The following is a 23,415-nucleotide window of genomic DNA, read 5'->3' as shown; positions in this document are numbered from 1 at the left end:
GCTGGTTCTTCAGCCTCGCCGGCGATTGAGGCGCGGGTCCGGGCAGAGCCCGGCTGGGGGTCCCCCCAGACGGAGTCTGGGGGATGGAGAAAGGGCGGGGCGGGGAGAAGCTCCGCGCAGCGGCGCCCCCGCACCCGCCCACCCCGGGGCGGGAATCAGGCCCCGGCGAGGGTCAACTCGTAGCGGCGACCGTAGCGCCGCCCACCCGGCAGCAGGAACCGCTCCGCCAGCGTCATGCCCAGCCGCTCCGCCACCGCGATCGAGCGGACGTTGGCGTCGTTGATCATCGCCACCACGTGCGGAACCCCCGCCTCCCGGACCCGCTCCACCGTGGCCAGCGCAGCGGCGTACGCGTACCCCTGCCCCCACGCGGAGCGCCCCAGGCGCCAGCCGATCTCGATCTCCCCCACCGGCCCCCACTCCTTCTCCCGCGGCCACGGCTGCGCCCCGGTGAAGCCGATCACGGCGCCCTCCGCGTCCAGCAGCGTCCACAGGCAGTAGCCGAGTTGCGCGTCGTGCATCCGCTGCCGCGCGGTGATCTCCTCGTACGCGGACAGCTCCGCGGGACCGCCGAGGAACTCCATGACCTCGGGGTGGGCGAAGACGCCGTGCCAGGCGTGGGCGTCCTCGTCGGTGGGCACGCGAAGCTGTACGGCGGGGAGCGGCCGGGTCGGCGAGGTGGTCATCAGGGGCAGCCCTTCGGATCGTGATCTCTCTCGCTGCTTAGACTGCACGTGTCCGGTGCCGTTGGGCACCCTTTATCGAGCCTTCGGGAGACCCCGCTGTGACCGAGCCCCTCTCCGAACACTCCGCGGACGTGATCGTCGTCGGGGCCGGGCCCGCCGGCTCCACCACCGCCTACCACCTCGCCAAGGCCGGACTGGACGTCCTGCTGCTGGAGAAGACGGCGTTCCCGCGCGAGAAGGTCTGCGGCGACGGTCTGACCCCGCGTGCCACCAAGCAGCTGGTCTCGATGGGCATCGACATCTCCGAAGAGGCGGGCTGGCTGCGCAACAAGGGCCTGCGGATCATCGGCGGCGGGCAGCGGCTCCAGCTCGACTGGCCGGAGCTGGCCTCCTTCCCGGACTACGGACTGGTCCGCAAGCGCGACGACTTCGACGAGACGCTGGCCCACCAGGCGCAGAAGGCCGGCGCCCGCCTGTACGAGCGCTGCAACGTCGGCGAGCCCGTCCGCGACCCCCGCACCGGCCACATCACGGGCGTGCAGGCGAAGCTGGGCGAGGAGAAGACCCCGGTCACCTTCCACGCCCCGCTGGTCGTCGCGGCCGACGGCAACTCCTCCCGGCTGTCCCTGGCGATGGGCCTGCACCGGCGGGAGGACCGCCCGATGGGCGTGGCCGTCCGTACGTACTTCACCTCGCCCCGGCACGACGACGACTACCTGGAGTCCTGGCTGGAGCTCTGGGACCGGCGCGGCACGCAGGACCGGCTGCTGCCCGGCTACGGCTGGATCTTCGGCATGGGCGACGGTACGTCCAACGTCGGGCTCGGCATCCTCAACTCCTCCTCCGCCTTCAAGGAGCTGGACTGGCGCGAGGTCCTCAAGGCCTGGTGCGCGTCCATGCCGGAGGACTGGGGCTACACCCCCGAGAACATGACGCAGCCGATCCGCGGCGCCGCGCTGCCGATGGCCTTCAACCGGCAGCCGCACTACACCAAGGGCCTGCTGCTGGTCGGAGACGCGGGCGGGCTCGTCAACCCGTTCAACGGCGAGGGCATCGCCTATGCGATGGAGTCCGGGCAGATCGCGGCCGAGGTCATCGTGCAGGCCCACGCCCGCGCCACCCCGGCGCAGCGCGAACTCGCCCTCCACTCCTACCCGAAGGTCCTCAAGGAGACGTACGGCGGCTACTACACGCTGGGCCGCGCCTTCGTGAAGCTGATCGGCAACCCGAAGGTCATGAAGATCGCCGCCCAGCGCGGCCTGAGCCACCCGGTGCTGATGCGCTTCACGCTGAAGATGCTCGCGAACCTGACCGACCCGACGGGCGGCGACGCGATGGACCGCATCATCAACGGCCTCTCGAAGGTGGCCCCGAAGGCCTGACAGGCCCGGCCGGGCCGCGCGGCACAAGGCCGAGCGGCCCGGCGTACGGCGGTTGAACTCTCAGACGTTGACGATCTTCACCCTCGGCGAGCCGGGAAGCTCCTCGGCTGCCTTGGACAGGGCTGGGATGTGCGACTTGTCGGAGGTGACGAGCAGCACCGGGGGTGCGCAGAGCGCGGCTGTGGCGACCACGAGTGCGTCCACGAGGCATTCGTGCCCGTCAAGGCCCGAGACGTCCAGCAGCTTCTTCGCGGCGTCTATCACCGCGTCGTTGACCGGCTTCACGTCGAACCGGGACAGCAGGAACTCCAGCCGCTTGGCGGCCTCCCCGGTTCGGCGCACCTCCAAAGGCGTCAGGGCGGACAGCGCCACTCGTCGGCCGCTCTGCTGGGCGACCTCAATGCGCGCACGCATCCCCTCGTCGCCGTCGACGTGCAGCGAAAGTCCTTGGGCGTCCAGGACGAGCGTGCCCTCACTCTTGGCCTTGATCTTGAGGCGCTTGCTCACCACTCCTGTTCCGCCTGCCGCCGTGCTTCGGCGGAGACGGGGCCGAACGCCTTGCGGTCAGCGGCCACGACCTCGCGGAGCTTCTGCGCGGCGAGCCATTCCTCCAGGGCTTCGGCCACAACGGAGGAGAAGCCGTTCTTGCCGGTGCGCTCCTCGACTTCCTTGATCAACGATTGCGCGAGCGACACGGATCTCTTACCGGCCCGCTCGGCGGCCTGGTGGGCTACGTGGCTGCTCATACCTAAAACGTAACACCGCCGGTAGGAAAAAATCTCGGTGTGAGGCACTCCGCCCCGCTGGAACCAATCCGGCCCCGAAGGCCTGAGCGGTGGCTACAGCACGTCGGGCCGGGCCGGGGGCTCCACGGACCGGCCCGCTGCCCGGTCGTACGGGGCCTCGTACGGGGCCTCGTGCGGGCGGTGGACGGTCCGGATGCAGCGGGTCAGCAGTACCAGGCCGCACAGCAGCAGGACCCCCGCGGCGCCCCAGCCCAGGCCGAGGACCAGGGGGCTGCCCGGCTTCTGCCAGGGGCGGGCGGTGGCCAGTAGCCAGCCGCCGGCGGCCAGGAGGCCGAGGCCGAGGGCCGCCGGGACGGCGGTGGGGTCGCCGCTGGGGTCATCGGCGAGGTCATCGGCGGCGGAGTGCTCGTCCGGCTGTGCGTTCACGGGACACCACCTCCACGTCCGACGATCAGGACGCTATCTTCGCAGGGCCTCGGCCGGTTCCACACGGGCCGCCCGCCAGGCGGGATAGAGCCCGGCCAGCAGCCCGGTGACGAGCCCCGCGAGGGGGGCCGCGGCGACGGTGGCCGGGTGGATCACCGGAGTCCAGTCCCGGACGACGGAGACGGCGACCACGGTCAGCTCTCCCAGCGAGGTCCCGACCAGGCCGCCGAGGGCGCCGAGGGTGGCGGACTCGGTGAGGAACTGGGCCGAGACGTGCCGGCCCCGGGCCCCGAGCGCACGGCGCAGCCCGATCTCGCCGGTCCGCTCCAGCACGGCGACGAGGGTGGTGTTGGCGATCCCGACGGCGCCGATCACCAGGCAGATCCCGGCGAGCAGCAGGAACAGCGCGCTCAGGTCGGAGGTGACGCCGGAGCGAAGCGTCCGCGGGTCGGGCGGCGGGACGGCCTTCAGGTACTCGGGGTGGTCGGGGCGCAGCGCGAGCGGGGCGAGGTCGGCGACCTGGCGGGCGGCGCCGAGTTCGGTGGCGATCAGCATGCTCGCACCGGACGGCGCGGCCGGGCCCCAGAGTTCCTCGGCGGTGGCCCGGGGCACGAGCACGGACAACAGGTGCTCCGGCTTGCGCTCCACGTCGGCGATGACGCCCGCCACGGTGAAGGGCTCGTCGCCGATGTAGAGCGCGGGCCGGGTGGCGAGGGTGGTGATGCCCAGCCGCTCGGCGACGCCGCTGCCGATGAGCGCGACGCGCTGGCGGCTCCGCTCGGCGAACCCGTCGTAGAGGCGGCCCTCCCGCAAGGTCGGCACCAGGGCGGCGACGGCCCCCGGGGAGGCGGCGACGACGCTGGTTCCCGTGGCGGTGCCGGCGCTGGTGGTGTTGGCGCCGGAGGGCAGGGCGCCGATTCTCGTCGTCGAGTCCAGCCGTACGGTCCACAGCACCCCGGCGTGCCGGATGCCCGCGACCGCGCGCAACCGCTGCTCGGCGTCGGCGGGGAAGCCGGGCCCGGCGAACTCGCTGTGCTGCGTGGCGACGTCCTCGATGGTCACCTCGGTGGCGGTGAGGACGTTGAACCGGCCGTCGATCTGCGAGGAGATCGTCGCCGTCAGCCCGAGGACGGCCACGAAGCTGCCGACGCCGAGGACGGTTCCGAGCGCGGTGAGCACGGCGCGGCCGGGGCGGCGCAGCATGCCGGCGACGGCCTCGGACAGGGCGTCCCGGACGGCCAGCCGGGTCGGTTCGACACTCACGCGGTCACCTGCTCGCGCAGCCGGCCGTCGCGGACACTGACGGTCCGACGGCCGCGCGCGGCCACCTCGCTGTCGTGCGTGATCACCATGACGGTCATCCCGGCCGCGTGCAGTTCGTCCAGGAGAGTCAGTACGGAGGCGGCGTTGGCGGAGTCCAGGTTGCCGGTCGGCTCGTCGCACAGCAGCAGCGAGGGCCGCCCGACGAGGGCACGGGCGATGGACACCCGCTGGCGCTCGCCGCCGGAGAGACGGCCGGGCACGGCCGTCGTCCGGTGGCCGAGGCCGACTTGTTCGAGGGCCTCGCGGGCCCGTACGAGGCGCTGCGCGCGCGATGTTCCGGTGTAGAGCATGGCAAGGGCGACGTTCTCCAGGGCGCTGCGGTGGGGCAGCAGGTGGAAGGACTGGAACACGAAGCCGATGCGGCGGCCGCGCAGGGCGGTGCGCTCGCGGTCGGGCAGCGCGGCGGTGTCGATCCCGTCGAGGAGATAGCGGCCGGAGGTGGGGGAGTCGAGCAGCCCGGCGACGTTGAGGAAGGTGGACTTGCCCGAGCCGGAGGGGCCCACGATGGTGATGAACTCGCCGCGCATCACGGTCAGTTCGCAGGACTTGAGGGCCTCGACGGGCGGCGGCCCGGGATAGGTGAGCCCAACCTCGCGGAACTCGATGACGGGTGTGCCGGGAGCGGGATCGCCAGAGGTGCCGTTGGGCCCGGGGCGGCGGCGGAGGAGCGGAAACTTCACTTGGCCGCCCTCTGCGGGCTTTGCGCGCTCTGCGGGTTCTTCGGGGCGGAGCCGATGACGACCTTGGTAGCGGCGGCGAGGGCGTCGGCCTGGACGGGGGTCACGGCCACGTAGCCGTCGCCGCTGGTCCCGGTCCGGACCTCGATACGCCGCTGCGTGCCGTCGGCGGCCACGGCGGTGACGACGGTACGTCCGTCCGCGCTCGCGGAGACGGCGGTGACGGGAACCACGAGGGCCTCGCCGTCGGTCGAGGCGGACTTGATGGTCAGCCGTACGTCCTGCCCGGCGAAACCGGCGGGCAGCGGCTGGTCGGCGCGGACCACCATCCGGTAGCCGAGACCGGCCCCGCCGCCGCCCTTGCCCGGAGCACTGCCCTGGCCGCCCTGCTCGGGCTGCTGTCCGGTGGCCGACTGGCCGGCCGACCGCTCGGTGGCGACCAGCGCGACCTTGCCCTGGACATCGGTCCCGGCGGTCTCGGAGGAGATCACCACGGCCATGCCGGCGCGCAGCAGCTGCTTCTTGTCGTCCTTGAGGTAGGCCTCGACGACGAGTTCCCCGGCGGACAGCGTCAGCACCGGCCCGGAGACAGGACCGCCGACGCGCCCGCTGATCCCGCTGACCCGGGCGGGAAAGGCGCCGAGGAACACGGTCTCGGCGGCGGGCAGCATCGGCCCGTCGGCGGCCTCGGCCGCGGCCAGCCTGGCCCGGGCGTCGGCGAGCGCCTGCCGGGCGCGTGCGAGGGCCCGGCCGGAGTCGCCGCCGGTGCCGGAGGTGGGGGCGGATGTGGGGGCAGGGGAGGCCGAGGGCGGCGCGCCAGTGCCCGGCTTGCCTCCCGTGCTGGGCTGAGCGGTGCTGCCGCTGGCGGTTCCCGGCCCCGAAGCCGAGGCGTCCTCAAGGGCCCACTCGGCCGACCGTACGGCCTCCCGCGCGGCCTTGATCCCTTCCGCGCCGTCCGGCACGGCGGGCAGCGGGTCGTACCCGATGGCCCGGTAGCGCGCGGCGAGAGCGGCCTTCGTACCCGTCCCGAAAACGCCCTTCGCGTCGGAGCCGGTGCCGTGCCCGAGCTCGCGCAGCGCCTGCTGGAGCTGCGCGACGTCGTCGCCGGTGGCGCCCGGCTTGAGGTCGCGGTAGACGGGCAGCGTCCCCTTGAGGGTGAACACGGGCCGCCCGGAGACCTCCGCCAGCAACTGCCCGGCGGCGACCGCGTCCCCGGCCTTGAGCGGCAGCTTGGTCACGACGGGCGCGCCCGCCCCCTCGCCGCCCCGGGGCTGCGGGGCCACCTCGACGCTCTGGTCGGCGACGACGGTCCCGCGCATCACCACGGTCTGCGCGAGCACGCGCCGCTCGACCTCAGCGGTCAGCGCCGCCTGCGCGGGCGGCCCGGTCTCCGCGGCCACCTGCGCGGGGGACTTCACCAGCGTGGTCGCCAGCAGCCCGCCGACAGCCATCAGCGCGGCCCCGGCGACCACCCCGAGCACCACCCGCCGCCCCCGCCCGACCCCGCCCCGGTCGTCCTCGGGGTCATCGGTGCGCTCCACGGTGTCGAGTTCGCTCACCTGTTCCGCCGGCACTTGCCCAGTGCGTCGGCGTGGGCGCGCTTGAGTGAGGACCACTGCTCGGGAGTGCCCTTGGTCTGGTCGATCTCCGCGGTGACAGGGTCCGGGTCCGGATACCAGGAGACGCCCTCGGCCCGCAGGCATGCGGCTTCCTGCTGCGCGGCGGCGAGTTGCTCGGAGCTGGCGGGATCGGGCTTCCGGTGCGGCGGCAACTGGGACTCGCAGGCCTTGTGCGCCTCTTCGTTCCAGGTCTTCGACTTGTCCTCGCGCGGCATCCCGGAATCCGTGTGGACGATCGCCACACCCTGCTTCTTCAAGCAGTCGAAGTACGCAATTTCCTCGGCTGTGGGCGGCGGACTGTCACTCGACTTGGGTTCGTTGTCACCGCCGCCGCACCCCGTCAATGAAATGCATATCAGGAGCAACGGGACGAAATAGCGTGCGTGCATCAGAGGAGTTCCCTTGCGGCGATAGAGGTGGGACCGGCGTACCCGTGCGACAAGTGCGGGGAGAGCGCGCCGGGCGATAGTAGGCAGTGAGGGACGGATGCGACAAGTTTCCCAAGAGTAACAAGAAGTGACTGTCCATTAGGTGAGAATAGGTTGGACTGGAGGTGTCGGGGGCTGTTGAATCCCGTCCGACGAAGAGCCGCGATCAACATCCGGCTCGGCATTGCCATTTCACCCGCAGAGGCGAGGAGTTCAACATGAACAAGCCATTCCGCACGCTGGCCACGGGCTGCGTCACGGCCGTATCGGTAAGCGCGATCCTGCTGGGCGCGGCGGGCCCGTCGGCCGCATACGGCAAGGACGGCAACCTGGAAGTCAACGAATTCGGTCTTTTCTACAACCAGTACCAGTCCGGTTGTGTTTTCGACCTGTACGGCGAGGACCTGAACTTCAACGACAACTACTTCACGAGCGGATGCGCGGGTGGCACGTCCCGCGTGAATGACAACACCGAGTCCTACAAGAACCGTGACGTCTACGCCTGGAAGGTCGCCACCGACGCGAACCTCGACGGCAACGTCGGCGAGATCCCGTCGGGCTACTCGGGCAATGCCTCCGACGCCTTCAAGAACAAGATCAGCTCGGCCACCTACACCCTCCACCCCTGATGCGCACCACCCGGCGCTGCCGGTCGGCCGCACCTGCCGTCCTGCTGGCCGTCGCGCTGCTGTCCAGCTGTGGCGGCACCAGTGGGGGAGGGAGGGAGCCCCAGCTGGGTCCCGTAGCGGTCAACCCGGCGACGGCCGCGCTGTCGTTGCCCATGGACGCGTACACGGACACCGACGCCGAGCGGCTCCGGATGGGCCAGGTCCAGCAGGCCCTGGTCTCCCGGTGCATGGCGCGGTACGGGTTCACGTACGAGGGCGTGAAGTCGGTCGAGCCCTCCGGTGTCGGGGGGACCGAGGACCGGCACCGGTACCTCTTCGGCCTGGCCGATCCGGCGTTCGCGGTGGCGCACGGGTACGACAAGTCGGGTACGGGGGACAGACCGGCGGCCAAACCGCCCGCCCCGCAGCTGACCGACAGCGAGTACCTCGTCATGCACGGCGAACAGCAGGGAGTGCAGGGCGGGAATCCCCCGGACGCGGCCACCGAGGAGGAGGCCGCGCAGGTGGACAGCGGTCTGACGGCGGCCGGGGAGAAGGTTCCGGCCGGCGGGTGCGTGCGGGAGGCGTACCGCAAGCTGTACGCCCCGACCAAGGGCAGCGTGGACCTGCTCTTCACCTTCGGGCTGGCTTCCGAGGCGCACGAGCGGTCCCGGCAGGACTCCCGGGTCGTCGACGTGCTGAAGAAGTGGTCGGCGTGCATGGCCAAGTCGGGATACGACGGGATCGGCACGCCGTACGAGGTCATCGAGAAGCTGGGCCTGGACGACGACAAGGGCGGCCCCAAAGCCGTCACCGCGGCCAAGGCCGACGTCGCGTGCAAGCGTGAGGTGAACCTGGTCGGGATCTGGGCCGCGGTCGAGAAGGCCTACCAGGAGCGGCTCGTCGAGGAGCATGCCGAGACGCTCGCGCTGTACAAGAAGCAGCGCGAGGCACGCTTCAAGCTGGCGGCGAGCCTCGCCTGAGGCACGCAGGCACGCAGGCACGCAGGCACGCAGGCACGCCGAAGGCCGGTACTCCGCCCCCGAGCGGGGGAGTACCGGCCTTCGGCCGTGGAGCGAGCCGGATCAGAGGATGCGGACGGCGCCCGACGGCTTGTCGTAGTTCATGGTGCGCTCGACGATGCCGGTGCTGGGGTTCTGCGCGCCGATGAACTTGCCACCGCCCACGTAGAGGGCGACGTGGTACGAGTTGCTGCGGCTGCCCCAGTACAGGATGTCGCCCGGCTGCAGGTTGCTCAGCGAGACCGAGGTGCCCATCGAGGACTGGGCGCCCGAGACGCGCGGCAGGGTGATGCCGGCCTGGCGGTAGGCGGCCTGGACGAGGCCGGAGCAGTCGTACGAGGACGGGCCGGTGCCGCCCATGACGTACGCCTTGCCGACCTGGGCGCGGGCGAAGTTCACGATGGCGGCGGCGGAGCCGGTGGCCGGGGCCGTGACGGTGCCGCTGCCGGTGGTGGAGCCGCTGCCGGAGCTCTTGGTGCCCGTGGTGCTCCCGCCGGAGGCGGGCGCGGACGCGGTCGTCAGCGAGGTGCGGGCGGAGGTGCGGTTGGCGCGCTCGGCCTCGGCCTTGCGGTCCGCCTCCTCCTTCGCCTTCTTCTCGGCGTCGGCCTTCTTCTGGGCCTCTTCCTTGGCCTGCTTCGCCTCGGCGGCGGCTCCCGTGCGGGCGCTCTCCTCCTGGGCGTTCAGCTCGCCTTCCACGGCGGCCGCGCGGGTGTTGTCCGCGGCGGTGGTGACGGCGGAGGCGACTTCGGAACCGAGGTCCATGCTCAGGACCGGCATTTCGAGCGTCGTCTCGGCCACGGGCTCGGCGGACGGGGACGCGCTCGCGGTGCCGGCCATGGCCAGGGTGCTGAGTACGCCACCGGCAACTCCGGCGCGGACCGCGAGCTTCGAGGCGCTGCGGCGGGGCTTCCGGTGGCTGGGTATGTGAGCGGTGTGGGACATGAGAACAACCGCTATCAGGGGTGAGAGGGTCCCTTCAAGAAACGTGGTCTGCGCCACAGTTGCGCGCGGAAGCCGCGAACCGGGCGCGTCGCGACTCTTATTGACGCCGTAACGGACGTAACGGACACCCCTCCACAAGCCTGTGATCATGGGGTTTCAGTAATAAGTCCGAAATGATCAGGCGCCTACCACTCACGCGCACAGATGGCCAAGCCCTCTTTCGGTGGCTCTCGTTCCGCGTGGCGCAGGTCACAGTGACCTCTCGCTGTGCGGGCACTGTGGCCGGTCCGTGATGCGACGGTGAACCCGTCGTGCGGTTCGTGAACGGATGCACAGCTTCTGCACTCCCTCGCGCCCCCTCATACCCGGTCGCCGCCTCCGGCGGAGCGCGTCCACTCGCGTCCTCACGACCTCCCCCGACCGGGCGACGCGGATTCCTCTACCACCTGTCGGTAGCGTCCCGCCAATTTGCCTGCACAGGCCATCTTTGGTAGTGCGGCAGGCCTCCCACCTGCGGCGACAGGGGTAGATGTCACCTTTGGTGATCATGTGGATGCCTTCCGTATGAAGATCACCGCCAATCGGAGTTCATGATCGTTCGTCTGGTGGTGGAGATCACAAACTCGTTGTTGCCGCCCGTGTCGCAGATCACAGACCGGCAGGCATAAGATGCGCAGCAGTCCGGCTTGTGAACTGCCTCACATGCGATCCCCTCCACCCGTTGGGGCGATCTTCGCGAGGTGGGTCGCGCGGCGCCGGCACAGCGGTCCAACGGTCAAGGACGACTGGAAGGAGCGAGGAGCGTGAATGCGTACGCACCCATCCTCGTGCTCGGCGCCCTCGGCGCAGGGTTTGCGATCTTCTCCGTGGTCATGGCCACGCTGATCGGCCCAAAACGGTACAACCGGGCGAAGCTCGAAGCCTACGAGTGCGGCATCGAGCCGACTCCGATGCCCGCGGGCGGCGGTCGCTTCCCCATCAAGTACTACCTGACGGCGATGCTCTTCATCATCTTCGATATCGAGGTCGTCTTCCTCTACCCCTGGGCCGTCACCTTCGACTCCCTGGGGATCTTCGGGCTCGTCGAGATGCTGCTCTTCGTGCTCACCGTCTTCGTCGCCTACGCCTACGTGTGGCGCCGCGGCGGCCTGGAATGGGACTGAGGGGCTGAATTTTCCATGGGACTGGAAGAGAAGCTGCCGAGCGGCTTTCTGCTGACCACCGTCGAACAGGCCGCGGGCTGGGTGCGCAAGTCATCCGTCTTCCCCGCCACCTTCGGCCTGGCGTGCTGTGCCATCGAGATGATGACCACCGGCGCCGGCCGCTACGACTTGGCCCGCTTCGGTATGGAGGTCTTCCGCGGTTCCCCGCGCCAGGCCGATCTGATGATCGTGGCGGGGCGGGTCAGCCAGAAGATGGCGCCGGTGCTGCGGCAGGTGTACGACCAGATGCCCGCTCCCAAGTGGGTCATCTCCATGGGCGTTTGTGCCTCTTCGGGCGGAATGTTCAACAACTACGCGATCGTCCAGGGCGTCGATCACATCGTCCCGGTGGACATCTACCTGCCCGGCTGCCCGCCCCGCCCCGAGATGCTGCTGGACGCGATCCTCAAGCTCCACCAGAAGATCCAGGGCTCGAAGCTCGGCGTGAACCAGGAAGAGGCGGCGCGCGAGGCGGAGGAGGCGGCCCTCAAGGCCCTCCCCACCATTGAGATGAAGGGGCTCCTGCGGTGAGCGACGACCCGGCCGTGGAGAACAACGGCAACAACCTCCCCGCGCCCAGGGCTTCGGCCGGGCCCGAGGTGATCGGCGTCCGCAAGGGCATGTTCGGTGCCGACGCCGGCGGAGACACCAGCGGCTACGGCGGCCTGGTCCGCACCGTGGCCCTGCCCGGGGCGAGCGCCCGCCCGTACGGTTCGTACTTCGACGAGGTCGTGGACGAGCTCGAAGGCGCCCTGGAGGAGCAGGACCTGGTCCCCGAGAACGCGATCGAGAAGGTCGTCGTCGACCGGGCGGAGCTGACCCTGCACATCGCCCGCGAGCACCTCGTACGAGTGGCCTCCACCCTGCGCGACGACCCGGCGCTGCGCTTCGAGCTGTGCACCGGCGTCAGCGGGGTCCACTTCCCAGAGGACAAGGGCCGCGAGCTGCACGCCGTCTACCACCTGCGCTCGATCACCCACGGTCGGATCGTGCGCCTGGAGGTGTCCGTCCCGGACAGCGACCCGCACCTCCCGTCGCTCGTCGCCGTCTACCCGACCAACGACTGGCACGAGCGCGAGACCTACGACTTCTTCGGCCTGATCTTCGACGGCCACCCGGCCCTCACCCGGATCATGATGCCGGACGACTGGCAGGGCTTCCCCCAGCGCAAGGACTACCCGCTCGGCGGCATTCCCGTCGAGTACAAGGGCGCCCAGATCCCGGCTCCCGACCAGCGGAGGTCGTACAGCTGATGTCCACGTCTAACCACGTCTCTGCCCCCCGCGAGACCACCGAGGGCACCGTCTACACCGTCACCGGCGGCGACTGGGACGAGGTCGTCCAGGCGGCGGCCCGCGCGGACGACGAGCGCATCGTCGTCAACATGGGCCCCCAGCACCCGTCCACGCACGGCGTGCTCCGCCTGATCCTGGAGATCGACGGCGAGACGGTCACCGAGGCCCGCTGCGGCATCGGCTACCTGCACACCGGCATCGAGAAGAACCTCGAATACCGGAACTGGACGCAGGGCACCACCTTCGTGACGCGCATGGACTACCTGACGCCGTTCTTCAACGAGACGGCGTACTGCCTGGCCGTCGAGAAGCTGCTCGGCATCACCGACCAGATCCCGGACCGCGCCACCGTCATCCGCGTCCTGCTGATGGAGCTCAACCGGCTCTCCTCGCACCTGGTGGCCATCGCCACCGGCGGCATGGAACTCGGCGCGACCACGATCATGATCTACGGGTTCCGGGACCGCGAGCTGATCCTCGACATCTTCGAGCTGATCACCGGCCTGCGCATGAACCACGCGTTCATCCGCCCCGGCGGCCTCGCGCAGGACTTCCCCCCGGGCGCGGTCGACCAGCTGCGCGAGTTGCTCAAGACCATGAAGAAGAACCTGCCGGAGTACGACAAGCTCGCCACCGGCAACCCGATCTTCAAGGCCCGCATGCAGGACGTCGGCTACCTCGACCTCACCGGCTGCATGGCGCTCGGCGCCACCGGCCCGGTCCTGCGCTCGGCCGGCCTGCCGCACGACCTGCGCAAGTCGGACCCGTACTGCGGCTACGAGAACTACGAGTTCGACGTGCCGACCACCGAGAGCTGCGACTCCTACGGCCGCTTCCTGATCCGCCTGGAGGAGATGCGCCAGTCGCTGCGCATCGTCGAGCAGTGCCTGGACCGGCTGGAGCCGGGGCCGGTCATGGTCGCCGACAAGAAGATCGCCTGGCCCGCACAGCTCGCGATGGGCCCGGACGGTCTCGGCAACTCGCTCGACCACATCAAGAACATCATGGGCACCTCCATGGAGGCCCTCATCCACCACTTCAAGCTGGTGACCGAGGGCTTCCGGGTTCCGGCCGGACAGGCGTACGCGGCCGTCGAATCGCCCAAGGGCGAACTCGGCGTCCACGTCGTCTCCGACGGCGGTACCCGCCCCTACCGGGTCCACTTCCGCGACCCGTCCTTCACCAACCTGCAGGCCATGGCCGCGATGTGCGAGGGCGGCATGTTCGCCGACGTCATCGTCGCCGTCGCCTCCATCGACCCCGTGATGGGAGGCGTCGACCGATGACAGCCAGTCCTCTGAACCAGGGGGTCAGCCTCGGGATGCCCCAGCTTCCCGCCCCCGACTTTCCGGCCGACGTCCGCGAGCGGCTGGAGGCGGACGCCAAGGAAGTCATCGCCCGCTACCCCGACAGCCGCAGCGCGCTGCTGCCGCTGCTGCACCTGTGCCAGTCGCAGGAGGGGTACGTCTCGCGCACCGGCGTCCGCTTCTGTGCCGAGGTGCTGGGCCTGACCACCGCCGAGGTCACCGCGGTCGTCACCTTCTACACGATGTACCGGCGCAAGCCCTCCGGGGACTACCAGGTCGGCGTCTGTACGAACACCCTGTGCGCGGTGATGGGCGGCGACGCCATCTTCGACGAGCTCAAGCAGCACCTGGGGGTCGGCAACAACGAGACCACCCCCGACGGCAAGGTGACGCTGGAGCACATCGAGTGCAACGCGGCCTGCGACTTCGCCCCCGTGGTGATGGTCAACTGGGAGTTCTTCGACAACCAGACCCCCGAGTCCGCCAAGGCCCTGGTGGACGACCTGCTCGCGGGCCGCCAGGTCGAGCCGACCCGGGGCGCGCCGCTGTGCACGTACAAGGAGACGGCCCGGATCCTGGCCGGCTTCCCCGACGAGCGCGAGGGCGCGGTCGAGGCGACCGGCGGCGCCGGACCCGCCTCCCTGATCGGCCTGCGCATCGCCCGCGGCGAGTCCCCGCACACCTCGATCGTGCACCCGCGTGGCGAGGCCACCACCGAGGGAGGGGAGTGATGACCGTGTCGTCTGAACTGAGCAACGGGGGCACCTCCCGGCCGGAGGCCGGGGGAGGGACCAGCCCGGAGAAGCTCCTCGCGCCCGTCCTGTCGGCCTTCTGGGACGACCCGCAGTCCTGGACGCTGGAGACCTACAGGCGCCACGAGGGCTACGAGGGCCTGCGCAAGGCCCTCGCGATGACCCCGGACGACCTCATCGCGTACGTGAAGGACTCGGGTCTGCGCGGACGCGGCGGCGCGGGCTTCCCCACCGGAATGAAGTGGCAGTTCATCCCGCAGGGCGACGGCAAGCCGCACTACCTCGTCGTGAACGCGGACGAGTCGGAGCCGGGAACCTGCAAGGACATCCCCCTCCTCTTCGCCAACCCGCACTCCCTCATCGAGGGAATGGTCATCGCCTGCTACGCGATCCGCTCGCAGCACGCCTTCATCTACCTGCGCGGCGAGGCGGTGCCGGTCCTGCGGCGCCTGCACGAGGCGGTGCGTGAGGCGTACGAGGCCGGATACCTCGGCAAGAACATTCTGGGGAGCGGGCTCGACCTCGACATCACGGTGCACGCGGGGGCGGGCGCGTACATCTGCGGCGAGGAGACGGCGCTGCTCGACTCTCTTGAAGGCCGGCGCGGTCAGCCCCGGCTGCGTCCTCCCTTCCCTGCCGTGGAGGGGCTCTACGCGTGCCCCACTGTCGTGAACAACGTCGAGTCCATCGCCTCGGTTCCCGCGATCCTGAACAAGGGCAAGGACTGGTTCAAGGCGATGGGGACGGAGAAGTCCCCCGGCTTCACGCTGTATTCGCTCTCCGGGCACGTCGTCGGCCCCGGCCAGTACGAGGCCCCGCTCGGCATCACCCTGCGCCAGCTCCTCGACATGAGCGGCGGGATGCGGCCCGGCCACCGGCTGAAGTTCTGGACCCCCGGCGGCTCCTCCACGCCCATGTTCACCGAGGAGCACCTGGACGTGCCCCTCGACTACGAGGGCGTCGGCGCGGCCGGCTCCATGCTCGGCACCAAGGCGCTCCAGTGCTTCGACGAGACCACCTGCGTCGTGCGGGCCGTCACCCGCTGGACCGAGTTCTACGCCCACGAGTCCTGCGGCAAGTGCACGCCGTGCCGCGAAGGCACGTACTGGCTGGTCCAGTTGCTGCGCGACATCGAGGCCGGCAAGGGCGTCATGTCCGACCTCGACAAGCTGAACGACATCGCCGACAACATCAACGGCAAGTCCTTCTGCGCACTCGGAGACGGCGCGGCCAGCCCGATCTTCTCCTCGCTCAAGTACTTCCGCGAGGAGTACGAGCAGCACATCACGGGCAAGGGCTGCCCCTTCGACCCCAGGAAGTCGACCCTCTGGGCTGACACGGAGGTGAACGCATGACCGTCACCAGTAACGCCCCCGCGGGCGGCGGGGCCGCGGGGCGGCCGCAGGACGCCGAGAACACGGTCACGCTGACCATCGACGGCGCCGAGCTCTCGGTCCCCAAGGGCACGCTCGTCATCCGGGCCGCCGAACAGCTCGGCATCGAGATCCCCCGGTTCTGCGACCACCCCCTCCTCGACCCGGTCGGCGCCTGCCGCCAGTGCATCGTCGAGGTCGAGGGCCAGCGCAAGCCGATGGCCTCCTGCACCATCACCTGCACCGACGGCATGGTCGTCAAGACGCAGCTCACCTCCCAGGTCGCCGACAAGGCCCAGCGCGGGGTGATGGAGCTGCTGCTCATCAACCACCCGCTGGACTGCCCCGTATGCGACAAGGGCGGCGAGTGCCCGCTGCAGAACCAGGCGATGTCGCACGGCAACGCCGAGTCCCGTTTCGAGGGGCACAAGCGGACGTACGAGAAGCCGGTCCCGATCTCCACGCAGGTGCTGCTGGACCGCGAGCGGTGCGTGCTGTGCGCGCGCTGCACCCGCTTCTCCAACCAGGTCGCCGGCGACCCGATGATCGAGATGGTCGAGCGCGGCGCGCTCCAGCAGATCGGCACCGGCGAGGGCGACCCGTTCCAGTCCTACTTCTCCGGCAACACCATCCAGATCTGCCCGGTCGGCGCCCTGACCTCGGCGGCGTACCGGTTCCGCTCCCGCCCGTTCGACCTCGTCTCCTCCCCGAGCGTGTGCGAGCACTGCGCGGGCGGCTGCGCGACCCGTACCGACCACCGGCGCGGCAAGGTCATGCGCCGCATGGCCGCCGAGGACCCCGAGGTCAACGAGGAGTGGATCTGCGACAAGGGCCGCTTCGCGTTCCGCTACGCGCAGCGCCCCGACCGGCTCACCACCCCGCTGGTGCGCGGCGCCGACGGGATCCTCGCCCCGGCGAGCTGGCCCGAGGCGCTGGAGGCCGCGGCGAGGGGACTGGCCGCCGCGCGCGGCCGGGTCGGCGTACTGACCGGCGGCCGGCTGACCGTCGAGGACGCCTACGCGTACGCCAAGTTCGCCCGGGTGGTGCTGGACACCAACGACATCGACTTCCGGGCGCGCGTGCACAGCGCGGAGGAGGCCGACTTCCTGGCCGCCTCCGTGGCCGGCACGGGCAAGGACCTCGACGGCACGGGGGTCACGTACACCTCCCTGGAGGCGGCGCCCGCGGTGCTGCTCGTCGGCATCGAGGCGGAGGAGGAGGCCCCCGGCGTCTTCCTGCGGCTGCGCAAGGCCCACCGCAAGCACAAGCAGCGGACCTTCGCCCTCGCCCCCTTCGCCACCCGGGGCCTGGAGAAGGCGGGCGGCGCCCTGCTGGCCGCCGCCCCGGGCACCGAGCCCGAATGGCTGGAGGCCCTGGCCTCGCGCTCCGGCCTGGAGGCCGGCGGCGCCGAAGCCGCCGAGGCGCTGCGGCTGCCCGGTGCGGTCATCGTCGTCGGAGAGCGCCTCGCCGGCGTGCCCGGCGCGCTGACCGCGGCCGTACGGGCGGCCACCGCGACCGGCGCCGAGCTGGTGTGGATCCCGCGCCGGGCCGGGGAGCGGGCCGCCGTAGAGGCGGGCGCGCTGCCGTCCCTGCTGCCGGGCGGCCGCCCCGCCACCGACCCGCGGGCCCGCGCCGAGGTCGCCACGGCCTGGGGGCTGGACGAACTCCCGCACCGCTACGGCCGTGACACCGGCCAGATCGTGGAGGCGGCGGCGTCCCGCGAGCTCTCCGCGCTGCTGGTCGCCGGTGTCGAGGTCGCCGACCTGCCGGACCCGGCCCGCGCGCGGACCGCCCTGGAGGAGGCCTTCGTGGTCTCCCTGGAACTGCGGCCCAGCGAGGTCACCGACCACGCGGACGTGGTCCTCCCGGTCGCCGCGGTGGCCGAGAAGCCGGGCACGTATCTCAACTGGGAGGGCAGGATCCGGCCGTTCGAGGCCGCGCTGAAGCCCGACCAGATGACCCGCCGGCTCGCCCCCGCCGACTCCCGCGTGCTGCACATGCTGGCCGACGCGGCCGACCGGCCGATCGCGCTGCCCGACGTACACGCCGTACGCCGGGAGTTCGAGCGGCTCGGCCCGTGGGAGGGCGCGCTCGCCACCGAGCAGACCACCGACGCCGTGCCGCCGCCCCGCCCCGCGGCGGGCGAGGCCGTCCTCGCCGGTCACCGGCTCCTCCTCGACCAGGGCCGTCTCCAGGACGGCGACGAGGCCCTGGCCGGCACCCGGCACGAGGCGAACGCCCGGCTCTCGGCCGCCACGGCCGCCGAGACGGGCGTCAAGGACGGCGACGTCCTCGCCGTCAGCGGCCCGGCCGGAAGCGTGGAACTCCCGCTGCGCATCACCGAGATGCCCGACCGGGTGGTGTGGCTCCCGCTGAACTCCACCGGCTCCGGCGTCCTCGCCGACACCGGCGCCCGCCCGGGCACCCTCGTCCGGATCGGCCCTTCCGCTCAGCGGGGGACCCAGAGCGACGCACCGGAGGTGCAGTCGTGACCACACGGACCCACGTCCTTCGGCCGGGCGCAGCCCCGGCCCCCGCACGGGAGGTGCGAGCGTGACCCGCCTCGCCCAGCTCGCGGCGCAGCCGCACGTCCTCGCCGCCGAGGACCTGTCCCTCTTCGGCAGGGACGTCTGGTGGCTCGTCGTCGTCAAGGCGGTGTTCTGCTTCGCCTTCCTGATGGTGACCGTGCTCTTCTCCATCGTGTGGGAGCGCAAGGTCGTCGCCTGGATGCAGCTGCGCATCGGCCCCAACCGGCACGGCCCCTGGGGTCTGCTCCAGTCGCTCGCCGACGGCGTCAAGCTGATGCTGAAGGAAGACCTCATCGTCAAGCGGGCCGACAAGGTGGTGTACGTCCTGGCCCCGGTCATCGCGGCGATCCCGGCCTTCATGGCCATCGCGGTGATCCCCTTCGGGCCCCCCGGCAACGAGGTCTCGATCTTCGGCCAGCGCACCACCATGCAGCTCACCGACCTGCCCATCGCGATGCTCTACATCCTCGCGGTGGCCTCGGTCGGCATCTACGGCATCGTCCTGGCGGGCTGGTCCTCCGGCTCCACGTACCCGCTGCTGGGCGGCCTGCGCTCCTGCGCGCAGATGATCTCGTACGAGATCGCGATGGGCGCGGCCTTCGCCTCGGTGTTCCTCTACTCCGGGTCGATGTCGACCTCGGCGATCGTGGAGGCGCAGGCGGACCGCTGGTTCATCATCCTGCTCCCGGTGTCCTTCATCATCTACGTCGTCACGATGGTCGGCGAGACGAACCGCGCCCCCTTCGACATGCCGGAGTCCGAGGGCGACCTGGTCGGCGGCTTCAACACCGAGTACTCCTCCATCAAGTTCGCGATGTTCATGCTGGCCGAGTACGTCAACATGGTCACCGTCTCGGCGGTCTCGGTCACGCTCTTCCTGGGCGGCTGGCGGGCCCCGGCGCCGATCTCCACCTACTGGGAGGGCGCGAACCACGGCTGGTGGCCGATGCTCTGGTTCGTCCTCAAGGTGCAGCTGCTGCTGTTCTTCTTCATCTGGCTGCGCGGCACCCTGCCGCGCGTGCGCTACGACCAGTTGATGAAGCTCGGCTGGAAGGTCCTGATCCCGGTCTCCGTGCTCTGGCTGATGCTCGTGGCCACCGTCCGCGCGCTGCGCAACGAGAACTACGACTTCAGCGAGATCGTCCTGTACGTCGGCGGCGCCGTCGTCGCGATCCTGCTGCTCTCCTTCGTCGTGGACCTCTTCCGCGACAAGCGCGAGAAGGCGGCCGCCGAGGAGGCCGGCCAGGCCGCGGCGGACGAGCCCTTCGACCCGCTGGCGGGCGGATTCCCCGTACCGCCCAAGCCCGGCCAGCACCTGGCACCCGTACCGCGCAGGCGACCGCGCACCGAGCGGGAGCTGATTGTCAGTGGCGGGGCGAATACTGACAGTGACCGAGAGGAGGGTGCAGGGAATGTCTGACGAGAAGTGGCAGAACCCGGTGGCCGGCTTCGGCGTGACCTTCAAGGCCATGTTCAAGAAGCGCCTCACCGAGCAGTACCCGGAGCAGCACAAGACCACCGCTCCGCGCTTCCACGGACGGCACCAGCTCAACCGCCATCCCGACGGTCTGGAGAAGTGCATCGGGTGCGAGCTGTGCGCCTGGGCCTGTCCCGCCGACGCGATCTACGTGGAGGGCGCGGACAACACCGAGGAGGAGCGCTACTCGCCCGGTGAGCGGTACGGGCGGGTCTACCAGATCAACTACGCCCGCTGCATCCTGTGCGGGCTGTGCGTGGAGGCGTGCCCGACGAGGGCGCTCACCATGACGAACGAGTTCGAACTGGCCGACTCCAGCCGCGAAGCGCTGATCTACACCAAGGAGCAGCTCCTCTCGGGGCTCACCGAGGGCATGGTCGAGGCGCCGCACTCCATCTTCCCCGGCACGGACGAGCAGGACTACTACCGCGGGCTGGTGACGGGGGCCGCCCCGGGCACGGTCCGCCAGGTCCCCACGGCGGGATCCGCCCCGCAGGAGGCGGCGTCCGACTTCGGTCCCGACGAGCCCGCCTCGCAGGAGGTGATCGGACGATGAGCGCTTCCCTCGCCGCGGCCGCCACCTCGCTCACCTCCACCGGTGAGGCCGTGCAGTTCTGGATCCTCGGCACGGTCGCCGTGATCGGCGCGCTGGCCACGATCCTGATGAAGAAGGCCGTGCACAGCGCGCTCAGCCTGGCCGGGACGATGATCATCCTGGCGGTCTTCTACCTCGCCAACGGGGCGTACTTCCTGGGCGTCGTCCAGATCATCGTCTACACCGGCGCCATCATGATGCTGTTCCTCTTCGTGGTCATGCTCGTCGGCGTCACGGCGGCGGACTCGCTGAAGGAGACCCTCAAGGGGCAGCGCTGGCTGGCCGCCCTGTGCGGCCTCGGCTTCGGCATCCTGCTGATCGCCGGCATCGGCAACGCCCGGCTCACCCACTTCAACGGGCTGGGCCGGATCAACTCCGCCGGGCACGTCGAGGGCCTGGCCCAGCTGATCTTCACCAAGTACGTCTTCGCCTTCGAACTCACCGGCGCGCTGCTGATCACCGCGGCCGTCGGCGCGATGGTGCTCACCCACCGCGAGCGCACCGAGCGGGCCGCCACCCAGCGCGAACTCGCCGAGCGGCGCGTCCGCGAGGGCGTCCAGCTCCCGCCGCTGCCCGCGCCCGGCGTCTACGCCCGGCACAACGCGGTGGACATCGCCGGTCTGCTGCCGGACGGCACCCCGTCCGAGCTGACCGTCAACAAGACGCTGCGCGCCCGCGGCCAGATCCGCGACGTGTCGAGCGAGGCACTCGAAGACCTCAAGGCACTGGAGCAGAAATCTTCGGAGCGCCTCGGCCGTGAGGAGGCCTCGAAGTGAATCCGGTCAACTACCTGTACCTGGCCGCCCTGCTGTTCACCATCGGCGCGGCCGGCGTGCTCATCCGCAAGAACGCGATCGTGCTGTTCATGTGCGTCGAGCTGATGCTCAACGCCTGCAACCTCGCGTTCGTGGCCTTCTCGCGGATGCACGGCAACCTCGACGGCCAGATCATCGCCTTCTTCACGATGGTCGTCGCCGCCGCGGAGGTCGTGGTGGGTCTCGCGATCATCGTGTCGCTGTTCCGTACCCGCCACTCGGCCTCGGTCGACGACGCCAGCCTGATGAAGCTGTAAGGGGCGTTCAACAGTGGAGAATCTGATTGCGCTGCTGGTAGCGGCGCCCCTGCTCGGAGCGGCGGTGCTGCTGTGCGGCGGCCGGCGCCTCGACAAGGCCGGCCACTGGATCGGCACGCTGCTCGCGGCCGTTTCCTTCGGTATCGGCGCCGTCCTCTTCGCCGACATGCTGGGACGGGGCCCCGACGACCGGACCTTGCACCAGCACCTGTTCAGCTGGATTCCGGTGGAGGGCTTCCAGGCGGACATCGCCTTCCAGCTCGACCAGCTGTCGATGACCTTCGTCCTGCTGATCTCCGGGGTGGGCACGCTCATCCACGTGTACTCGATCGGGTACATGGAGCACGACGAGCGCCGCCGCCGCTTCTTCGGCTACCTCAACCTGTTCGTCGCGGCGATGCTGCTGCTCGTCATCGCCGACAACTACCTGCTGCTGTACTTCGGCTGGGAGGGCGTGGGCCTCGCCTCCTACCTCCTGATCGGCTTCTGGCAGCACAAGCCCAGCGCGGCCACGGCCGCGAAGAAGGCCTTCCTGGTCAACCGCGTCGGCGACATGGGCCTGTCGATCGCGATCATGCTGATGTTCACCACCTTCGGCACCTTCGCCTTCGGGCCGGTCCTCGGATCGGTCGGCGAGACTTCCGAGGGCACGCTCACGGCGATCGGCCTGATGCTGCTGCTGGCCGCCTGCGGCAAGTCGGCGCAGGTGCCGCTCCAGTCCTGGCTCGGTGACGCGATGGAGGGCCCGACCCCGGTCTCGGCCCTCATCCACGCGGCGACGATGGTGACGGCGGGCGTGTACCTGATCGTCCGCTCGGGCGCCGTCTTCAACGCGGCGCCGGACGCACAGCTCGTGGTCACCATCGTCGGCGCGGTCACGCTGCTCTTCGGTGCGATCGTCGGTTGCGCGAAGGACGACATCAAGAAGGCCCTGGCGGGCTCGACCATGTCGCAGATCGGTTACATGATCCTCGCCGCGGGCCTCGGCCCCATCGGCTACGTCTTCGCGATCATGCACCTGGTGACGCACGGCTTCTTCAAGGCCGGACTCTTCCTCGGCGCCGGTTCCGTGATGCACGGGATGAACGACGAGGTCGACATGCGCAAGTACGGGGGCCTGCGGAAGTACATGCCGGTCACCTTTGTGACCTTCGGCCTCGGATACCTGGCCATCATCGGATTCCCGGGCCTGTCGGGCTTCTTCTCCAAGGACCGCATCATCGAGGCCGCCTTCGCCAAGGGCGGCACCGAGGGCTGGATCCTGGGCGGAGTGGCCCTGCTGGGCGCGGGCATCACCGCCTTCTACATGACCCGCGTGATGATCCTGACCTTCTTCGGGGAGAAGCGCTGGCAGCCGGCGCCGGACCCGGACAAGACCCCCGGGATCGAGCCGGGTGTGGAGGCCAAGCCGGGCGAGATGCCGCACCCGCACGAGTCCCCGAAGTCCATGACCATCCCGATGATCATCCTGGCCTTCGGCTCGGTGTTCGCGGGCGGCCTCTTCGGCATCGGCGACCGGTTCCTGAACTGGCTGGAGCCCGTCACGGGTTACGCGCACGGCCACCCGCCGGTCAGCGCCCTGACGGTGACGCTCTCCACCATGGTCGTCCTGGCCGTCGGCGTCGCCATCGCCTGGGGGATGTACGGCCGCAGGCCCGTCCCGGTCCTCGCCCCGCGCGGCTCGCTCCTCACCCGGGCGGCCCGACGGGACCTCCTCCAGGACGACTTCAACCACGTCGTGCTGGTGCGCGGCGGGGAACACCTGACCCGCTCGCTCGTGTACGTCGACCACAGCCTGGTCGACGGGGTGGTCAACGGTACGGCCGCCTCGGTCGGCGGGCTGTCGGGCCGGCTGCGCAAGCTGCAGAACGGCTACGCCCGCAGCTACGCGGTCTCGATGTTCGGGGGCACGGCGATCCTGATCGCCGCGACCCTGCTGATGAGGGCGGTGTGAG

24 protein-coding genes are annotated in these 23,415 nt (G+C 70.4%); 15 read left to right on the top strand and 9 right to left on the bottom strand.

Annotated elements, in window-relative coordinates:
• Nucleotides 1–155: 155 nt before the first annotated feature.
• Nucleotides 156–686, bottom strand: a complete 531-nt coding sequence (locus ACWDYJ_RS27710; protein ID WP_451568314.1) for a GNAT family N-acetyltransferase — start codon at nucleotides 684–686, stop codon at nucleotides 156–158.
• A 98-nt stretch (nucleotides 687–784) separates the two neighbouring features.
• On the opposite strand from ACWDYJ_RS27710, the gene ACWDYJ_RS27705 reads away from it, so the two are divergent.
• Nucleotides 785–2,068, top strand: coding sequence for a geranylgeranyl reductase family protein (locus ACWDYJ_RS27705; protein ID WP_451568313.1), 1,284 nt, complete (start codon nucleotides 785–787; stop codon nucleotides 2,066–2,068).
• 60 nt (nucleotides 2,069–2,128) lie between these two features.
• Here the strand turns inward: ACWDYJ_RS27705 and ACWDYJ_RS27700 are convergent, their stop codons facing one another.
• The 7 genes from ACWDYJ_RS27700 to ACWDYJ_RS27670 form a co-directional block, all read right to left on the bottom strand.
• A complete protein-coding gene (locus tag ACWDYJ_RS27700) occupies nucleotides 2,129–2,575 on the bottom strand; it encodes a DNA-binding protein (protein ID WP_451568312.1) in 447 nt (148 codons plus the stop codon).
• Complete coding sequence (locus ACWDYJ_RS27695; RefSeq protein ID WP_351507774.1) at nucleotides 2,572–2,814, bottom strand: hypothetical protein; 243 nt, start codon at nucleotides 2,812–2,814, stop codon at nucleotides 2,572–2,574. The genes ACWDYJ_RS27700 and ACWDYJ_RS27695 overlap by 4 nt, the downstream gene beginning before the upstream one ends.
• A 93-nt stretch (nucleotides 2,815–2,907) precedes the next feature.
• Nucleotides 2,908–3,240, bottom strand: coding sequence for a hypothetical protein (locus tag ACWDYJ_RS27690; protein ID WP_451568311.1), 333 nt, complete (start codon nucleotides 3,238–3,240; stop codon nucleotides 2,908–2,910).
• Between the two features lie 33 nt (nucleotides 3,241–3,273).
• On the bottom strand, nucleotides 3,274–4,503 hold the full coding sequence (locus tag ACWDYJ_RS27685) for an ABC transporter permease (RefSeq protein ID WP_451568310.1): 1,230 nt from the start codon (nucleotides 4,501–4,503) through the stop codon (nucleotides 3,274–3,276).
• Nucleotides 4,500–5,243: an ABC transporter ATP-binding protein gene (locus ACWDYJ_RS27680; protein ID WP_451568309.1), complete on the bottom strand. Its 744-nt coding sequence runs from the start codon at nucleotides 5,241–5,243 to the stop codon at nucleotides 4,500–4,502. Before ACWDYJ_RS27680 ends, ACWDYJ_RS27685 begins: the two co-directional genes overlap by 4 nt.
• Entirely contained in the window at nucleotides 5,240–6,814 is a 1,575-nt protein-coding gene (locus tag ACWDYJ_RS27675; RefSeq protein WP_451568308.1) for a peptidoglycan-binding protein, read from the bottom strand. The genes ACWDYJ_RS27680 and ACWDYJ_RS27675 overlap by 4 nt, the downstream gene beginning before the upstream one ends.
• A complete protein-coding gene (locus ACWDYJ_RS27670; RefSeq protein WP_451568307.1) occupies nucleotides 6,796–7,101 on the bottom strand; it encodes a hypothetical protein in 306 nt (101 codons plus the stop codon). The genes ACWDYJ_RS27675 and ACWDYJ_RS27670 overlap by 19 nt, the downstream gene beginning before the upstream one ends.
• A 404-nt stretch (nucleotides 7,102–7,505) precedes the next feature.
• Between ACWDYJ_RS27670 and ACWDYJ_RS27665 the strand changes: the two genes are divergently transcribed.
• Together ACWDYJ_RS27665 and ACWDYJ_RS27660 are read left to right on the top strand one after the other, a co-directional pair.
• Entirely contained in the window at nucleotides 7,506–7,916 is a 411-nt protein-coding gene (locus tag ACWDYJ_RS27665) for a hypothetical protein (protein WP_451568306.1), read from the top strand.
• On the top strand, nucleotides 7,916–8,878 hold the full coding sequence (locus ACWDYJ_RS27660; RefSeq protein ID WP_451568305.1) for a hypothetical protein: 963 nt from the start codon (nucleotides 7,916–7,918) through the stop codon (nucleotides 8,876–8,878). The genes ACWDYJ_RS27665 and ACWDYJ_RS27660 overlap by 1 nt, the downstream gene beginning before the upstream one ends.
• Nucleotides 8,879–8,980: 102 nt before the next feature.
• On the opposite strand, the gene ACWDYJ_RS27655 is transcribed toward ACWDYJ_RS27660, so the two are convergent.
• Nucleotides 8,981–9,859, bottom strand: a complete 879-nt coding sequence (locus ACWDYJ_RS27655) for a C40 family peptidase (protein ID WP_451568304.1) — start codon at nucleotides 9,857–9,859, stop codon at nucleotides 8,981–8,983.
• 803 nt (nucleotides 9,860–10,662) lie between these two features.
• Here ACWDYJ_RS27655 and ACWDYJ_RS27650 point away from each other — a divergent pair.
• The 12 genes from ACWDYJ_RS27650 (at nucleotide 10,663) to nuoL (ending at nucleotide 23,414) form a co-directional block, all read left to right on the top strand.
• Nucleotides 10,663–11,022 carry an NADH-quinone oxidoreductase subunit A gene (locus ACWDYJ_RS27650; RefSeq protein WP_031145920.1) on the top strand — a complete coding sequence of 120 codons (360 nt, stop codon included), beginning with the start codon at nucleotides 10,663–10,665 and terminating at the stop codon, nucleotides 11,020–11,022.
• 15 nt (nucleotides 11,023–11,037) lie between these two features.
• The gene (locus ACWDYJ_RS27645) at nucleotides 11,038–11,592 is read left to right on the top strand and encodes a NuoB/complex I 20 kDa subunit family protein (RefSeq protein WP_451568303.1); all 555 of its coding nucleotides are present in this window, start codon (nucleotides 11,038–11,040) and stop codon (nucleotides 11,590–11,592) included.
• Nucleotides 11,589–12,314, top strand: coding sequence for an NADH-quinone oxidoreductase subunit C (locus ACWDYJ_RS27640; RefSeq protein ID WP_451568302.1), 726 nt, complete (start codon nucleotides 11,589–11,591; stop codon nucleotides 12,312–12,314). Before ACWDYJ_RS27645 ends, ACWDYJ_RS27640 begins: the two co-directional genes overlap by 4 nt.
• Nucleotides 12,314–13,642 (top strand): NADH-quinone oxidoreductase subunit D, encoded by a 1,329-nt coding sequence (locus ACWDYJ_RS27635; RefSeq protein WP_451568301.1) that lies wholly within the window; start codon nucleotides 12,314–12,316, stop codon nucleotides 13,640–13,642. The genes ACWDYJ_RS27640 and ACWDYJ_RS27635 overlap by 1 nt, the downstream gene beginning before the upstream one ends.
• On the top strand, nucleotides 13,639–14,394 hold the full coding sequence (gene nuoE, locus ACWDYJ_RS27630; RefSeq protein WP_451568300.1) for an NADH-quinone oxidoreductase subunit NuoE: 756 nt from the start codon (nucleotides 13,639–13,641) through the stop codon (nucleotides 14,392–14,394). The genes ACWDYJ_RS27635 and nuoE overlap by 4 nt, the downstream gene beginning before the upstream one ends.
• Nucleotides 14,394–15,770, top strand: coding sequence for an NADH-quinone oxidoreductase subunit NuoF (gene nuoF / locus ACWDYJ_RS27625; protein ID WP_451568299.1), 1,377 nt, complete (start codon nucleotides 14,394–14,396; stop codon nucleotides 15,768–15,770). Before nuoE ends, nuoF begins: the two co-directional genes overlap by 1 nt.
• Entirely contained in the window at nucleotides 15,767–18,280 is a 2,514-nt protein-coding gene (locus ACWDYJ_RS27620; protein ID WP_451568298.1) for an NADH-quinone oxidoreductase subunit G, read from the top strand. The genes nuoF and ACWDYJ_RS27620 overlap by 4 nt, the downstream gene beginning before the upstream one ends.
• Before the next feature lie 61 nt (nucleotides 18,281–18,341).
• Nucleotides 18,342–19,736 carry an NADH-quinone oxidoreductase subunit NuoH gene (nuoH, locus tag ACWDYJ_RS27615; RefSeq protein WP_451568297.1) on the top strand — a complete coding sequence of 465 codons (1,395 nt, stop codon included), beginning with the start codon at nucleotides 18,342–18,344 and terminating at the stop codon, nucleotides 19,734–19,736.
• A complete protein-coding gene (nuoI, locus tag ACWDYJ_RS27610; RefSeq protein ID WP_451568296.1) occupies nucleotides 19,729–20,349 on the top strand; it encodes an NADH-quinone oxidoreductase subunit NuoI in 621 nt (206 codons plus the stop codon). Before nuoH ends, nuoI begins: the two co-directional genes overlap by 8 nt.
• Nucleotides 20,346–21,164 (top strand): NADH-quinone oxidoreductase subunit J, encoded by an 819-nt coding sequence (locus ACWDYJ_RS27605; RefSeq protein ID WP_451568295.1) that lies wholly within the window; start codon nucleotides 20,346–20,348, stop codon nucleotides 21,162–21,164. The genes nuoI and ACWDYJ_RS27605 overlap by 4 nt, the downstream gene beginning before the upstream one ends.
• Complete coding sequence (gene nuoK, locus ACWDYJ_RS27600; RefSeq protein WP_030864698.1) at nucleotides 21,161–21,460, top strand: NADH-quinone oxidoreductase subunit NuoK; 300 nt, start codon at nucleotides 21,161–21,163, stop codon at nucleotides 21,458–21,460. The genes ACWDYJ_RS27605 and nuoK overlap by 4 nt, the downstream gene beginning before the upstream one ends.
• A 13-nt stretch (nucleotides 21,461–21,473) precedes the next feature.
• On the top strand, nucleotides 21,474–23,414 hold the full coding sequence (nuoL, locus tag ACWDYJ_RS27595; RefSeq protein WP_451568294.1) for an NADH-quinone oxidoreductase subunit L: 1,941 nt from the start codon (nucleotides 21,474–21,476) through the stop codon (nucleotides 23,412–23,414).
• Nucleotide 23,415 lies beyond the last annotated feature (1 nt).

The sequence above is a fragment of the Streptomyces sp. NPDC003042 genome (assembly GCF_053591315.1).
Note: the sequence above shows the minus strand (reverse complement) of the source record. Positions and strands in the feature narration are given on the sequence as shown.